A 14379-nucleotide genomic window follows, 5' to 3' on the forward strand; every position below is an offset into this window, starting at 1 on the left:
TCAGCCCTCGTGACGCACGGCCTCCCGCCACTCGCGGAACCACAGGGTCTCGTAGCCGACGACGACGAGGACCCCGAGGGCGAGGACGGCGACCTGGAGCGTCGCCGACAGCCCCCCGACGACGGGCACGAGCGCCAGCAGCAGGGCGGCGAGCGCCAGTCGCTGCCGGTTCAGCGAGCCGATGTTGCGCAGCCTGAACGCGACGTGCGCGAGCAGGTACAGCGCCACCCCGCCGTAGAGCGACCAGAGTGGCATGCCGTGCAGGCCCTTGCCGCCGGTGAGCACCTCGAGACCCTTGCCGGCGTCCTCGCCGACGTAGCCGAGGGCCTTCTTGAGACCGAGGGCGAGGAAGACGATGCCGACGACCATCGGGAAGTGCAGGTAGGTGTACGAGTCCCGGGCCAGTGCGACCCGCTCGACGCCCTCGGCGGCCGCCAGCCGGCGCTCGGCGACGAGCGCGACGACGTCGAAGTACATCCACCACAGGCTGACGAGCACGACGAGGGCGAGGTTGGCCCCGATGACGATCGGCCACGTGAGGGGGAGACCGCCCGCACCGACGCCGATCGCGACGATCGACTCGCCGAGCGCGATGATGATGACGAGCCCGTGCCGCTCGGTGAAGTGCCCGGGGGAGTCCACCCGCCAGCCGCCGGGGCCGATGAGGTAGACGAGCAGGTAGTCCAGGCCGAGCGCGAGGGCCCACAGGGTCGTCTGGAGCGCGCCGGAGGTGAACGACGCGGCGACGAGGGTGCCGGTGCCGACGGCGAACGGCACGGTGAACCGGACGACGGTGGCCCGCAGCGCGGGGTCGTCCCGGGACACCAGGGCGAACAGCAGCACGTGGAGCGCCCGGACCGCGAAGTAGGCGGCGGCGAAGACGAGCGGCCCGGAGAGGGTGGCGTCCCCGCTGTCCGAGAACGCCTCGGGGATCGCCATGCTCGCGACGAGCATGGCGCCCATGACGGCGACGAGCGCGATCCGGACGCCGCCCTCGTCGGCCCGCACGACGTTCCCGAGCCAGGCGAACCCGGTCCAGGACCACCAGAGGATGCCCAGGACGAGCACCCCGCGCAGCGCCCCCTCGGCGTCCGGGGAGCCCGCGAGCAGCGCGGTGACCTGGGTCAGCGCGAAGACGAAGACGAGGTCGAAGAACAGCTCCAGCGTCGTGACCTTGTGGGTGGCGTCCGTCGTGCGCGGGCGCCCGGTGCGTGCGTCGGCCATGGGCAGGACAACATCACGACAGGCCCCCGGTCTTCCACCGGAACCGCGCGACGCGCCGGGCGCGGACGGGTCAGCCGGCCTGCGTGAGCGTCGCGCGGACGACGCGGTCGTCGCCGGCCTTCGGGTCGCCGCGGCCGTCGGTGTTGGACGTCGTGAGCCACAGGGTGCCGTCGGGCGCCTTCTCGACGGTGCGGATCCGGCCGAGCACGCCGTCGAGGGCCGCGACGGGTTCGCCGGCCCGGCCGTCCGTCAGCGGCACGACCCAGACCTTGGCTCCGCGCAGTGCGGCGACGTAGGCGACGTCGTCGACGATCGCCAGGCCGCTCGGGGACGCGTCCGAGGTGCGCCAGACGACCTGCGGGTCGACGAACCCGGCCCTGCCCTCCTTGCCCTCGACCTCGGGCCAGCCGTAGTTGCGGCCCTTCTCGACGAGGTTGAGCTCGTCCCAGGTGTTCTGGCCGAACTCGGTCGCCCAGAGCCGGCCCGCGGAGTCGAAGGCGAGGCCCTGGACGTTGCGGTGCCCGAGCGACCAGACCGGCGACCCGGGGAACGGGTTGTCGGCCGGCACCGAGCCGTCGAGCGCGATCCGCAGGATCTTCCCGCTGAGGGAGTCCCGGCGCTGGGAGAGCGAGGTGTCGCCCGCGTCGCCCACCCCGGCCCACAGCATGCCGTCGGGGCCGACGACGATCCGCCCGCCGTTGTGCCGCCCGGCGTTCGTGATGCCGGACAGCAGCACGCGGGGTGCGCCGAGGCCGCGGCCCGCCTCGCGCGGGTCGGGGTCGAGGGCCATCGCGACGATCCGGTTGTCGTCCCGGGTCGTCAGGTAGGCGTAGAGCGTCTTCTCGTCGCCGGGGGCGAGCGCCAGCCCCAGCAGCCCGCCCTCGCCGAGGTCGGCGACGCCGGGCACCCGGCCGACGGCGACCGGGGCCGCGCCCGGCCGGACGCGGACGACGTCCCCCGTCGTGCGCTCGGCGACGAGGGCCGAGCCGTCGGCGAGGAACGCGACGCCCCACGGCACGGACAGCCCGGTGGCGACGTCCCCGGCGAGCACCGGCACCGCCGGTTCGCCGGCCGCGGACGGCGCGGGCGCCGGGGCGGTGGACGTCGCCGTCGGGGACGGCGCGGGGGCCGACCCCGGATCGGACCCGCCGGACGACGCCCCCGAGCAGCCGGCGAGGGCCAGCGTCAGGGCGAGGGCAGGGGCCAGGGCCCGCGCGGGGACGGCGGACGCGGGCCGCGCGGGGCGGCGTCCGGACTGGTCAGTGGTCGGCTGAGGCACCGTTCGACGGTACGACGGCGGCCACCGGGTCCGCGCGCCGAGACCCGCCCGACCCGGACCCGGCCGGCTGCGGGTCGGCCGGCTGCAGGTCGAGCCGCCAGCGCTCGCGCACGCTCGCGGGCACGGCCTCGCGCAGCGCGGGGACGGGCTCGAGCCTGGCGTAGCCCTGGGCCTGCTCCGGCCGCGGGTCGGCATCGCCCTTGCGCGGCCACAGCGACATCGCCCGCTCGGACATCGCCGTGATGCTCAGCGACGGGTTGACGCCGAGGTTCGCCGACAGCGCCGAGCCGTCGACGACGTGCAGCGTCGGGTAGCCCCAGACCCGCTGGTACGGGTCGAGGACGCCGCGCTCGGGGGTCGAGCCGATCGCGCAGCCGCCGATGAAGTGCGCCGTCATGGGGATGTCGACGAGGTCGGTCATCGGGGCGCCGGTCGCGGTCGCCATCCCGGTCCGGGCGGAGAGGATCCCGCCGAGGATGCGCATCGTCCGGTGCCCGGTCGGGATCCAGCGCGGGCTCGGCGTCCCGTGGCCCGGGCCGGACGACAGCCGCCAGCCGCGGCCGAGCCGCCGCTTCGCCGGCTTGACCGTGATCGAGTTGTCGACCGGCTGCATGACGAGGCCGATGATCGCGCGCTGGGAGAACTTCCAGGCCAGCGGCGGCAGGAGGAAACGGACGACGAACGGGTTCCGGCGCAGCTCGGCGAGCAGCCCGCGCCAGCGGAACGAGCGCTTGCCGGGGTCCGCCGCGTCGGGCGGGCCGCCGTCCGCCATGAGCATGACGAGGGCGCCCATGGTGTTGGACCCCTTGCCGTAGCGGCAGTTCTCGACGTGAGTGCTGTCGTCCGGGTGGAAGGACGCCGTGATCGCCAGACCCCGGGTGAGGTCCTCCTTCGGCACCCAGCGGGTCATCGTGCCGAGCAGCGCCTCGCTGTTCGTGCGGGTCAGGGTGCCGAGCCGGTCGGAGATCGCAGGCAGCGTGCCGTCCTGCTTGAGGTTGTGCAGCAGGGTCTGCGTGCCCCAGGTCCCGGCCGAGACGACGACCTGCGCGCACGTCACCGTGCGCCGGTCCTTGCGGACCCACGCGCCGGTGCGCTCGCTCGTCACCCGCCAGCCGGCGGCCGGGTCGCGGGGGTCGACCGGGCAGACGTCGACGACCGTGCGCAGCGCCTCGACCCGGACGCCGAGGCCCTCGGCGAGGGCGAGGTAGTTCTTCACGAGGGTGTTCTTCGCGCCGACCCGGCAGCCGACCATGCAGTTGCCGCACTCGGTGCAGCCGGTCCGGGCCGGTCCGGCCCCGCCGAAGTACGGGTCGGGCACGGTGACGTCCGGCTCCTGCGCGTCGTCCCGGCCGAAGAAGACGCCGACGGGTGTCTTGCGGAAGGTGTGGCCGCGGCCCATCGCCTCGGCGGTCTCCTTCATCATCTCCTCGACCGGGCCCCACACCGGGTTCTCCTCGACGACGCCGAGCATCCGCTTCGCGACGGCGTAGTGCGGCCGCAGCTCGGCGTGCCAGTCGGTGACGTCGGCCCACTGCGGGTCGGTGAAGAACGGCGCCGGGGGCTCGTAGAGGGTGTTCGCGTAGACGAGCGAACCGCCGCCGACGCCGGCCCCGGCGAGGATGAGGACGTCGCGCAGCAGGTGGATCCGCTGGATCCCGGTGCACCCCAGCCTCGGCGCCCACAGGTACTTGCGGACGTCCCAGGACGTCTTGGCGAAGTCGGCGTCCTCGAAGCGGCGCCCGGACTCCAGGACGAGGACGTCGTAGCCCTTCTCGGCCAGGCGCAGCGCGCTGACGCTGCCCCCGAACCCGGAGCCGATGACGACGACGTCGTGGTCGTGGTCGTGCGCGAGGGTCATGGACGCATTGCACTACACCAACGGGTGTTGACTCAATACTCGGCAGTAACTTTACAGAAACAGATTCTCTGTCAAGCACGCTGTCAAGCCGCCGTCCGGGTCGGTGGCGGGCCGGGGGCGCGTCGTCCGCCCGGCTCGGTAGCCTGCGGCGGTGCCTGATGCCAGCGATGCCCGCAAGGTCGTGACCGTCCCCGACGAGCGGTGGGAAGGGCTGTGGCCCGACGGGCAGGCCCCGCTCGACGTCGTCCTGTGGCCGGTCGAGGGTGACCTGCCGGACGGGCTCGACGACCGGGCGCCGTCGCTCGTCGTCCTGCCGTACCTCGACTCCTCGCGCGCGATCCCGCGGCTGGCGTCCATCGAGGGGCTCGAGGTCGTCCAGACGCTCACCGCCGGCTACGACAACGTGCTCGCGCACCTGCCGGACGGCGTGACCCTCTGCAACGCGGCGGGCGTCCACGACGCCTCGACGGCCGAGCTCGCCGTCGGCCTCGCGATCGCGGCGCTGCGCGGGATCGGCGACTTCGCCCGCGCCCAGGTCCGCGGGGAGTGGCTGTCCGGCTACCGGCCCGCGCTCGCCGACCGGCGGGTGCTCGTCATCGGCACCGGCAGCGTCGGCAGCGCGGTCGTCGACCGGTTCGCGCCGTTCGAGGTGCACCTGACCCGGGTCGCGAGCCGGGCCCGGGACGACGACCGCGGGCACGTCCACGGCGTCGACGAGCTGCCGGCGCTGCTGCCCGACCACGACGTCGTCGTCCTCGTCGTGCCGCTCAACGACTCCACGCGCGGGCTCGTCGACGGGGCGTTCCTCGCGGCGATGCCGGACGGCGCGCTGCTCGTCAACGTCGCACGGGGCGGCGTCGTCGACACCGACGCGCTCGTCGCCGAGGTGTCGACGGGCCGGATCGCGGCGGCGCTCGACGTCACCGACCCCGAGCCGCTGCCCGCCGACCACCCGCTGTGGCGGCTGCCCGGCGTCCTCATCAGCCCGCACGTCGGCGGCGACACGGCGGCCTTCCCGCCCCGGGCGAGGAAGCTGCTGCGCGCCCAGCTCGAGCGGTGGGCCGCCGGGGAGCCGCTCGCGAACGTCGTGGGTGGTCCGCCGCGCTGAAGTCGTCTCAACGTGCTGCGGCGGGTCGGCGTCTTGAGAGGTGGGCCCGGACGGCGGGCCCGTCCGGCCGGCGGTCCGGGTGAGGTACGCGGTGGGGGTGGGCGGTGCCCGACGTGGCGGCCGAGGTGGTGCCCGACGTGGACGTCGAGGGCGCGGACGACGGTGACTTCCATGCGTTCGTCCAGTCGCGCTGGTCGGCGCTGGTCCGGTACGCGTACCTGCTGACGGGCGACCTCGGGCACGCCGAGGATCTCGTCCAGGTGGCCCTCGAGGGCACCTGGCGGCGCTGGCGGCACGTCCGGGCGGAGCGGCCGGAGGTCTACGTCCGGACGGCGATCGCGCGGCGTGCGGTGTCCCGCGGCCGGATGCTGCGGCGCCGGGTGCGCGAGGCCGAGCTGACGAGCCGGGTCGAGGCGCCCGCGCCGGACCCGACCGAGGCGTCGGCAGCGCGGGAGGCGGTCTGGCGCGAGCTGCGCTCGCTGCCGCCGCGGATGCGGGCGGTCGTCGTCCTGCGGGTCTGGGAGGACCTGTCGGAGGCCGAGACGGCCGCCCTGCTCGGCTGCTCGACCGGGGCGGTGAAGAGCCAGCTGTCGCGGGCCGTCGACCGGCTCGCCGGGCGGTCGGCGCTGCGCGAGGCCGTCGGGCTGCCGGGTGCTGCCGGCCCGCGGACGCCCGACCCGATGACGAACGAGGAGCGGTGATGGACGAGCTGACGATGGTCCGTGAGGTGCTCGGCGACGTCGCCGACCGGGTGTCCAGCCGGCCGCCGGACCGGGCGCAGATCGACCGCGGGCTGCGCCGGGTGCGGCGCCGTCGCCGGGTGGCCCGGGCGGGCAAGGGGCTGGGGGCCCTCGGCGGCGTGGCGGCGGTGCTGGCCGCCGTCCAGCTCGGGGTCGTGCCGGTGCCGTCCTGGGCGCCCGTCGTCCCCATCACGTCGCCCGCAGCCTCGGCACTCGCGAACGGCCCGACGCGGGGGTCCCTCGCCGGGGACGCGGCCTGGCTGAGGGCGCTGCGCGAGAAGGTCGCGACGTTCGACCAGGCCGAGTCCGGCGGCGAGCGCTGGCGCGCGCCGTCTGCGGACCGGGTCGACGTCATCTACGCCGGGGACCTCGGGGACTTCCGGGTCGCGGTCGTCGAGACGCCGCTGCGGTGGGGCGCGATCGAGGCACGCGCACAGCTCTGGTACCTCGGGGAGAAGGGTGCCGCGGTGGCGGCGATGGAGCAGGGCCGCAGCGACGGACCGCAGGACCTCGTGTCGGAGACGTTCGGCCCGGGCAGCGTCCCGGCCGGCCCGACGACGAGGGGCGCGGCGCTCGTGCTCGGCCCGGCGCGGGACGTCGAGCAGGTCGGGCCGGTCAGGATCGCCGCCGACGGCACGGTGTCGTGGCCCGCTGCCCCCGTCCGGGCGACCGAGCCGGGTGTCTGGGAGCTGGTCCTGCCTGCCGGGTCCGGACGGGTGTTCCTGCGGACCGCGGGGCGGGACGTCGTCGCCGTCGGCGAACGCGGGTGGGGCGGAGAGTCGGACGCCGAGCAGGCGGTGCTCGTCCGAGGCGCGACTCCCGCCGTGCGCACCGGGTCCGTGCCTGCACGGGTGGTGTCGTCGGCGCCAGCGGCCGAGCGGCTCGCCGGGTCGCTCGCCGCGGCGCAGTACGCATCGGCGTTGGATGTCACGACGTCGAAGCGCCGGCTCGTCTGGAGCGGGACCGTGGACGGGACGACGCTCGACGTCGTCGAGGTCACGGCGCCGTCCGGCGGGCGGGTGCTCGTCGCCGTCCAGGACGTGTACACGGCCGTGATGCAGGGTGGTTTCGGCCAGCCGGTCGCGGTGACGACCTACGGGGCGGCCGCCACCCCCGCGTTGGCCTGGGTGTTCCAGGAGGCGGTGGCGCTCGCCGACGGCGCGTACACGACGAACGGGCCGCAGCACGTCGTGCTCGTCGGGCCGTCAGACGCCGTGGCGGCGCAGGTGACGACGACGGACGGCGCGACGCACCGGGTGGACCTGCCCGGCGGTGGCCCGGGGGTCCTCACCCTCGAGGGCGCGCAGTCCGTGCGGTTCCTCGACGGCGACGGGGCGACGGTCGCCACGACGAAGGTCGTGCAGCCCGACGCCGCCGGCGCCGGCCTGCAGCCGCCGACGACGCCGTGACCCCGGGATCGGGGCGGCCGGTGAGTCCGGGGCGCTGAGGCGGTCACAGGGTGCACACGAGCGACCGGTCGGGGCTTCTCCCGGCCCGTCGCTCTGGCGATCTGTCGGTACCCAGGACTTGGATGTGACCCATGACACTCGTACTCGCCATCGGAACCCGCAAGGGGCTCTTCCTCGCCCGCAGCGCGGACGGCGCGGCCTGGAAGGTCGAGGGCCCGCAGTTCCTCATGCAGGAGGTGGCGGCGGTCGGCTTCGTCGCCGCGCCCGGCGGGGGTGGTGCGCCCCGGCTGCTGGCCGGCGTCCGCAGCGAGCACTGGGGGCCGGGCGTCTCGCACTCCGACGACCTGGGGGAGACCTGGGCCGAGGCGGAGGCCGGTTCCGTCGTGTTCCCGGACGACACCGAAACGGCGCTCGAGCGGGTCTGGCAGCTCCAGGGCGACCCGGCGCGGCCGGGCGTCGTCTGGGCCGGGTGCGAGCCGACCTCGCTCTGGCGCAGCGACGACGCGGGCGAGACGTTCTCGCTCGTCCGCGGCCTGTGGGACCACCCGCACCGGCCGTGGGCGCCCGGCTTCGGTGGGGCCGCCGTCCACACCGTCGTCACCGACCCGCAGGACGACGGCCGGGTGCTCGTCGCGATGAGCAGCGGCGGCGTCTACGTCACCCGCGACGGCGGCGGCACCTGGCTCCCGAGCAACAAGGGCATCTCGGCGTACTTCCTGCCCGACCCCTACCCGGAGTACGGCCAGTGCGTGCACAAGGTCGCCGCCGACGCCGCCGGCCCGGCCGTGCTCTACGCGCAGAACCACCACGGCGTCTACCGCTCGGACGACGCGGGGGCGACGTGGACGTCCATCGCCGATGGCCTGCCGAGCGACTTCGGCTTCGTCATGCTCGCCCACCCGCAGCGCTCCGGCACGGTGTGGGTGCTCCCGCTCGAGGCGGACGGCCGGCGGGTCCCGCCCGGCGGCCGGCTGCGCCTGCACCGCACCCGGGACGGCGGCCGCACCTGGTCCGAGGTCGGCACCGACCTGCCCGACGGGTCGTGGACCTCGGTGCTGCGCGACGCCGCCGACGTCGTCGGTACCGGCGACGACGCCGCGCCGCTGCTCACCTTCGGCACCCGCGACGGCTGCGTCTGGGCGAGCACCGACGAGGGCACGACCTTCGTCGAGGTCGCCACGCACCTGCCCGACATCCTCTCGGTGCGGGCCGCGGTGGTGGCATGACGGACCCCGGACCCGTTGCGGTGCAAGGGTCGACCGGTGCTGGGCCGCCGCCGGAGCGGTCCGTCGTCGTCGTGCTCCCCGCCGCCCTGCGCGACGAGGCGGACGGCCGCTCGACGGTGACGGTCTCCGTCCCGACGGCTCCGGCCGGTGCGGCCGCGGTGACGGTCGGGAACGTCCTCGACGCCCTCGCCGCGGCCCACCCCCGCCTCGAGCGCCGCCTGCGCGACGAACGCGGCACGCTGCGCCGGCACGTCAACGTCTTCGTCGCCGGCGACGACTGCCGTGCGCTGCTCGGCCAGGACACCCCGGTGCCGGACGGCGCCGAGGTCGTCGTGCTGCCGAACATCGCGGGCGGCTGACGGGCGGGTCCGGCGGTCCGTTCGTGCGTGACCGAACCGATGACTGCATCACCGCAGGGGTAGGACCCCGTTCGGTCATTCGGTCATCGGCTCGGTCATCGGCTCGGTGATCAGTTCGGGCGCACGAGGGCCCCGCGGTTCGGGAGCCGGGCTTTCCCTCGTGCAGCCTCTCCGCCAGACTGCGCCGACGAGCGCACGCGTTCGCACAGCAGGGCCGGACGGTCGGGCGTGGCACCGGGGCGATGGTGCGCTGGACAAAGGAGGTCGCGGTGCGACGACGACGGTCGGTCTCGGGACTGGTCGTGGCGATCACGGGTGCAGCGAACGGCATCGGCCTCGAGACCGCGACCCGGTTCGCCCGCGCCGGCGCGTCCGTGGCGATCGGCGACCTCGACGGCGCAGCGGCCCGGTCGGCGGCGCACGGACTGGGCGGTCGGGCCCTCGGCATCGAGCTCGACGTCACCGATACGGCCTCGTTCAGCGCGTTCCTCGACGAGGTGGAGACCAGGATCGGACCGCTCGACGTGCTCGTGAACAACGCGGGCGTCATGTGGGTCGGCCCTTTCGGCGACGAGCCGGAGCACGTCGCGCGCCGTCAGGTCGACGTGAACCTCCTCGGCGCCATGCGTGGTGTCCGGCTCGCCGCTCCCGGGATGGTCGCCCGTGGCCGGGGCTGCATCCTCACCGTCGCGTCGGCGGCGAGCATCGTGTCTCCGCCGGGGGAGTCCACGTACGCGGCGACGAAGCACGGCATCCACGGCTACCTCAAGGGGGTCCGCCGGGAGCTGCGCGGCACGGGCGTCGACATCTGCGTCGTGCTGCCGACCGTCGTCGACACGGCGCTGGCAGCAGGCACGAAGCCAGGCGGTGTCCCGATGCTGAGACCGGCCGACGTCGCTGCCGCTGTTGTGGCCACCGTCGAGCGTCCGCGGTTCGAGGTGTTCGTGCCCGGGCGGGTCAGAGCGCTCGGTGCCGCCACCGGCCTGCTCCCGCGGGGTCTGCGGGACCTCGTGGAGCGCCTTCTGGTCCCGGACCAGGTCGTGGCCGTCCGCGCGGACGAGGACGCGCGCCGCGGCTACGAGTCAGGTCACTTCGGCTGAGGGACCGGACGGCCCTCATCCCCGGACCAGCAGCGGCGTCCGTGGCGTCGCCGTCACCGGAGGTCGCCCCCGGTCCTGCAGAGCGGCGTGCACCCGCTCGATCCGCTCGACGACCCACCGGGCGTCGGTCGCGATGCGCTGCGGTGTGAACGCCAGGACGGGGACCGCGTACTCGGCGTAGATCCCGTCGTTCTGCACGGTGCCCTCCCAGTCCGAGCCCATCGCGTGCCAACGGACCGAGTGCACCTGGATCGCCAGTGCCACGTCGTCGAGCCAGCCGTCGGGTGTGGGGAGCCGGGTGCCGTCCGGGCCGTGGACGGTCGGGTTCGACCACATGGGAGGCAGCGACGTGCTGCGCGCCACGAGCTGCGCGAGGTCGTTCTCGGGGACCGACCAGATGCCGAGCTCCGCGGCGGCGACGGCGTTCCGGAGCAGGTGGCTCCACCGTCGCGGCCCCTCCTCGAGCTCGTGGCGCAGGGCCTGCAGGCCCAGCACCCCGCGCTGCACCGCCTCGACGACGAGCGCGGTGGCCTCGTCCTGGTTGCGCAGGTCGCGGACGGCGTCCGCCACCGCCCGGGCGGGCGAGCAGACCTGCAGCGGGGGCCGGTTCCACGCGTGCTCGTCGGGCCGATCGGTACGGCGCAGCACGACCGGCCCCTGGCGTCGTGCGGCCAGCCGGCTCGGTACGAGGAACTGCAGGTGGTGAGCCCTCGGCAGGCTGGTCAGGCCGTGCCACCGGGCGGCGCTCGCCGCGGCCAGCGCTGCCTCCGGGCCGGCGAACAGGGCGCCGGCGACGAGACGCTGCCGCGCGTCGAGCCGGCCGGTGAACGTCGCGAAGACACCGGGCAGCACCACCTGCCAGCGGCGACCGACCGCCCAGCGCAGCGTCTCGGCACTGACTCCGTGCTCGTCGAGCTGACGCCGGTGCACGAGCCCGTCCTGCGCGGCGACGACGGCGGCGAGGGCCGCGGGAAGGTCCATGCCGAAAGCCTGGCCCGAGGAGTTCGCCCGCTGCGCGGGCCGCGGCGCGGTCTGTGGACGGTGGGACGTTCCGTGGGGCGGGGGACGGGACGAGGTCGTACCGATGTACGTCCCGCGCCAGAACTCACGCTCACACGCTGATGACCGAACCGATGACCGCATCACCGTAGGGGTCGCAACCCCTTCGGCCATACGGCCATCGATTCGGTCACCTCAGTCGGTCACCCCAGCACCAGGGCGCCGGCGGCTCGACCGCGGACCCTCAGTCCGTGTCGTCGTCCACCCAGTCGAACGTCCGGGTGACGGCCTTCTTCCACTGCCGGTACTTCTTGTCGCGGACGCCGTCCTCCATGTCCGGCTCCCAGCGCCCGCCCTCGGACCAGTTCTTGCGCAGGTCGTCCTCGCCGCTCCAGTACCCGACGGCCAGACCCGCGGCGTACGCGGCGCCGAGCGCCGTCGTCTCGTTGACCTTCGGGCGCACGACCGGCACCCCGAGGATGTCCGACTGGAACTGCATGAGCGTCTCGTTGACGACCATGCCTCCGTCCACCTTGAGCTCGGTGAGCTCGACCCCCGAGTCGGCGCGCATCGCGTCGACGACCTCCCGGGTCTGGAACGCCGTCGCCTCGAGCGCGGCCCGGGCGATGTGGCCCTTGTTCACGTAGCGGGTCAGGCCGACGAGCGCGCCGCGGGCGTCCGAGCGCCAGTAGGGCGCGAACAGGCCCGAGAACGCCGGCACGAAGTACGCGCCGCCGTTGTCCTCGACCGACCGCGCGAGCGTCTCGATCTCGGGCGCCGACGTGATCATGCCGAGGTTGTCGCGCAGCCACTGGATGAGCGAGCCGGTGACCGCGATCGAGCCCTCGAGCGCGTAGACCGGCGCCGCGTCGCCGATCCGGTAGCAGACCGTCGTCAGCAGGCCGTTCTCGCTCTTGACCCGCTCGGTCCCGGTGTTGAGGAGCAGGAAGTTGCCGGTTCCGTAGGTGTTCTTCGCCATCCCGACGTCGAAGCAGACCTGGCCGAACGTCGCGGCCTGCTGGTCGCCGAGGTCGCCCGCGATCGGGACGCCCTCGAGGAACCCGCCGCGGCGGCCCTTGCCGTACTCCTCGGACGACGACCTGATCTCCGGGAGCATCGACATCGGGATGCCCATCTCGGCGGCGATGTCCTCGCTCCAGTCGAGCGTCCCGAGGTCCATGAGCATCGTCCGCGACGCGTTCGTCACGTCGGTCACGTGCCGGCCGCCGTCGACGCCGCCGGTCATGTTCCACAGCAGCCACGTGTCGGTGTTGCCGAAGAGCAGGTCGCCGCGCTCGGCCGCCTCCCGGGCGCCGTCGACGGTGTCGAGGATCCAGCGCACCTTCGGCCCGGAGAAGTACGTCGCGAGCGGCAGGCCGACGGTGTCCTTGTAGCGGTCCGCCCCGCCGCCGAGCGCCCCGAGCGAGTCGCAGATCTTCTGCGTGCGGGTGTCCTGCCAGACGACCGCGTTGTAGACCGGCTTGCCCGTCGTCCGGTCCCAGACGACGGCGGTCTCGCGCTGGTTCGTGATGCCGACCGCGGCGATGTCCGTCGCGGTCACGTTGGCCTTCGCGAGCGCCCCGGCGACGACCTCGCGGGTGTTGTTCCAGATCTCCGTCGGGTCGTGCTCGACCCACCCGGCGCGCGGGAAGATCTGCTGGTGCTCCATCTGGTCGACCGAGACGACGGTCCCGGCCCGGTCGAAGAGCATGCAGCGGGTGCTCGTCGTTCCCTGGTCGATGGCGGCGACGTAGTCGGACATCCTCGTCCTCTCGGTGGTCGGGCGGTCGGCTCGAGCAGCTGACGTCGAACCGGTGAGCGGAGTGCTCGTGAGCCTATTGCGGAACGGGTCGGACGGCGGGCCGGGACGGCGTCATGTGAGCACGCGGAAGAGCAGCCCGGCGAGGACGGCTCCGAGGACCGGGCCGACGATCGGCACCCAGGCGTAGCCCCAGTTGCTGCCCCCCTTGCCGGCGATCGGCAGCAGGGCGTGCGCGATCCGCGGGCCGAGGTCGCGCGCCGGGTTGATGGCGTACCCGGTCGGGCCGCCGAGGCTCGCGCCGATGCCGACGACGAGGAAGGCGACGGCGGCCGGGCCGAGGCCGGACGGCGTCCTGCCGAACAGCAGCACGACGAGGACGAGCGCGAAGGTGCCGATGACCTCGGTGAGGACGTTCCACGCCGGGGCCGGGATGGCCGGCCCTGTGCAGAAGACGCCGAGCTTGTCGGCGGCACCCGCCGGGGTGCTCCGCGGGGCGCCCGTCGGTTCTCCCTGGGAGCGGTCGCGCTCGGCCGTGACCGTCTCCACGCGGGACGTCGTCGTGAGCGTCTCGCGCTCGTCGAGCCCCGCCGCCCGCCGTCCGGAGCCGGAGCCGCCGGACCCGCCGGACCCGCCGGACGCGCCCGCGCGCAGCGGCCAGTCGGACGACGTCCGGCCCCCGCCGCTCTCGGACCCGGCGCCGCGGCCGCGTGGCGACGACCCGTCGCGCAGGTCGATCGTCGTCCCGTCCGTGCCGTCGGAGACCTCGTCGGCGCCCGTGTGCTCGTCGAAGTGCTTCTTGTACGCCAGCCACGCGGCGACGGCCCCGAGGAACGCGCCGAGCATCTGGGCGGTGAGGTAGGTGAACGTCGAGCCCGCCGTGACGGCGACACCGGGGGCGTACTCGTCCGCGCCGCTGGTGAGGATCCCCACCGTGACGGCGGGGTTGATGTGGGCTCCGGACCTGAACGCCGCGTAGACACCCGCGAGCACCGCGAAGCCCCAGCCGACGTTGACGAGCAGCCAGCCGCCGGCGTTGCCGAGGGTCTTGGTGAGGACGACGTTCGCGACGACGCCGCAGCCGAGGAGGGTGAGCAGGGCGGTCCCGACGACCTCGGAGCCGAAGACCTCGGCGAGCGGTACGGGTGCGGTGGTCGCGGCCTGCAGGGCGGTGGACAGCATGCGGTGGCTCCCGTCGTCGGCGGCACTGCCGTTCCGGGAGCCTAAAGCCGCAAACGAGTCATACAACCCGAAAGGTACTGATCACCCGGAAAGAAGATCGATGCGCGAGGCAACCTCGGGTGCGGAACCGGTGCTC

General features: G+C 74.3%; 11 protein-coding genes and 2 pseudogenes. 6 read left to right on the forward strand and 7 right to left on the reverse strand.

Annotation, left to right across the window (positions count from 1 at the left end; all coding sequences use genetic code 11):
* The 3 genes from EDJALFJO_RS27805 to EDJALFJO_RS27815 all read right to left on the reverse strand — a co-directional run bounded on the left by EDJALFJO_RS27805 (position 1) and on the right by EDJALFJO_RS27815 (position 4361).
* Positions 1-1224, reverse strand: coding sequence for a low temperature requirement protein A (locus EDJALFJO_RS27805; RefSeq protein WP_088289578.1), 1224 nt, complete (start codon positions 1222-1224; stop codon positions 1-3).
* Positions 1225-1294: 70 nt separating this feature from the next.
* The gene (locus tag EDJALFJO_RS27810; protein ID WP_369812584.1) at positions 1295-2431 is read right to left on the reverse strand and encodes a sorbosone dehydrogenase family protein; all 1137 of its coding nucleotides are present in this window, start codon (positions 2429-2431) and stop codon (positions 1295-1297) included.
* 52 nt (positions 2432-2483) lie between these two features.
* Complete coding sequence (locus EDJALFJO_RS27815) at positions 2484-4361, reverse strand: GMC oxidoreductase (RefSeq protein WP_088289580.1); 1878 nt, start codon at positions 4359-4361, stop codon at positions 2484-2486.
* Between the two features lie 151 nt (positions 4362-4512).
* Here EDJALFJO_RS27815 and EDJALFJO_RS27820 point away from each other — a divergent pair, with 151 nt between their 5' ends.
* The 6 genes from EDJALFJO_RS27820 (at position 4513) to EDJALFJO_RS27845 (ending at position 10303) form a co-directional block, all read left to right on the forward strand.
* Positions 4513-5469, forward strand: a complete 957-nt coding sequence (locus EDJALFJO_RS27820; RefSeq protein WP_233150080.1) for a 2-hydroxyacid dehydrogenase — start codon at positions 4513-4515, stop codon at positions 5467-5469.
* A gap of 113 nt (positions 5470-5582) precedes the next feature.
* Positions 5583-6170, forward strand: a complete 588-nt coding sequence (locus EDJALFJO_RS27825; protein ID WP_233150081.1) for a SigE family RNA polymerase sigma factor — start codon at positions 5583-5585, stop codon at positions 6168-6170.
* On the forward strand, positions 6170-7618 hold the full coding sequence (locus EDJALFJO_RS27830; RefSeq protein WP_088289581.1) for a hypothetical protein: 1449 nt from the start codon (positions 6170-6172) through the stop codon (positions 7616-7618). The genes EDJALFJO_RS27825 and EDJALFJO_RS27830 overlap by 1 nt, the downstream gene beginning before the upstream one ends.
* Before the next feature lie 131 nt (positions 7619-7749).
* Positions 7750-8844, forward strand: coding sequence for a sialidase family protein (locus EDJALFJO_RS27835; RefSeq protein WP_088289582.1), 1095 nt, complete (start codon positions 7750-7752; stop codon positions 8842-8844).
* Complete coding sequence (locus tag EDJALFJO_RS27840) at positions 8841-9203, forward strand: MoaD/ThiS family protein (protein ID WP_088289583.1); 363 nt, start codon at positions 8841-8843, stop codon at positions 9201-9203. Before EDJALFJO_RS27835 ends, EDJALFJO_RS27840 begins: the two co-directional genes overlap by 4 nt.
* A 269-nt stretch (positions 9204-9472) precedes the next feature.
* Complete coding sequence (locus EDJALFJO_RS27845) at positions 9473-10303, forward strand: SDR family oxidoreductase (protein WP_233150082.1); 831 nt, start codon at positions 9473-9475, stop codon at positions 10301-10303.
* 15 nt (positions 10304-10318) lie between these two features.
* Here the strand turns inward: EDJALFJO_RS27845 and EDJALFJO_RS27850 are convergent, their stop codons facing one another.
* The 4 genes and pseudogenes from EDJALFJO_RS27850 to EDJALFJO_RS36590 all read right to left on the reverse strand — a co-directional run.
* Entirely contained in the window at positions 10319-11284 is a 966-nt protein-coding gene (locus EDJALFJO_RS27850) for a hypothetical protein (RefSeq protein ID WP_088289585.1), read from the reverse strand.
* A gap of 262 nt (positions 11285-11546) precedes the next feature.
* Positions 11547-13064: a glycerol kinase GlpK gene (gene glpK, locus EDJALFJO_RS27855; protein WP_088289586.1), complete on the reverse strand. Its 1518-nt coding sequence runs from the start codon at positions 13062-13064 to the stop codon at positions 11547-11549.
* Between the two features lie 111 nt (positions 13065-13175).
* Positions 13176-13532: pseudogene (locus EDJALFJO_RS36585) on the reverse strand (MIP/aquaporin family protein); the annotation flags it as partial.
* A 312-nt stretch (positions 13533-13844) separates the two neighbouring features.
* Positions 13845-14243, reverse strand: a pseudogene (locus EDJALFJO_RS36590) (aquaporin); the annotation flags it as partial.
* Positions 14244-14379: the final 136 nt, after the last annotated feature.

It is taken from the genome of Kineosporia sp. A_224, assembly GCF_002198655.1.
GTDB lineage: Bacteria > Actinomycetota > Actinomycetes > Actinomycetales > Kineosporiaceae > R-H-3.

Bases quoted from the DNA above. Each gene is read 5' to 3' on its own strand.
- EDJALFJO_RS27835 (WP_088289582.1), top strand. From the start codon at position 7,750: ATGACACTCGTACTCGCCATCGGAACCCGCAAGGGGCTCTTCCTCGCC.
- EDJALFJO_RS27830 (WP_088289581.1), top strand. From the start codon at position 6,170: ATGGACGAGCTGACGATGGTCCGTGAGGTGCTCGGCGACGTCGCCGAC.
- EDJALFJO_RS27805 (WP_088289578.1), bottom strand. From the start codon at position 1,224: ATGGCCGACGCACGCACCGGGCGCCCGCGCACGACGGACGCCACCCAC.
- glpK (WP_088289586.1), bottom strand. From the start codon at position 13,064: ATGTCCGACTACGTCGCCGCCATCGACCAGGGAACGACGAGCACCCGC.
- EDJALFJO_RS27815 (WP_088289580.1), bottom strand. From the start codon at position 4,361: ATGACCCTCGCGCACGACCACGACCACGACGTCGTCGTCATCGGCTCC.
- EDJALFJO_RS27840 (WP_088289583.1), top strand. From the start codon at position 8,841: ATGACGGACCCCGGACCCGTTGCGGTGCAAGGGTCGACCGGTGCTGGG.
- EDJALFJO_RS27850 (WP_088289585.1), bottom strand. From the start codon at position 11,284: ATGGACCTTCCCGCGGCCCTCGCCGCCGTCGTCGCCGCGCAGGACGGG.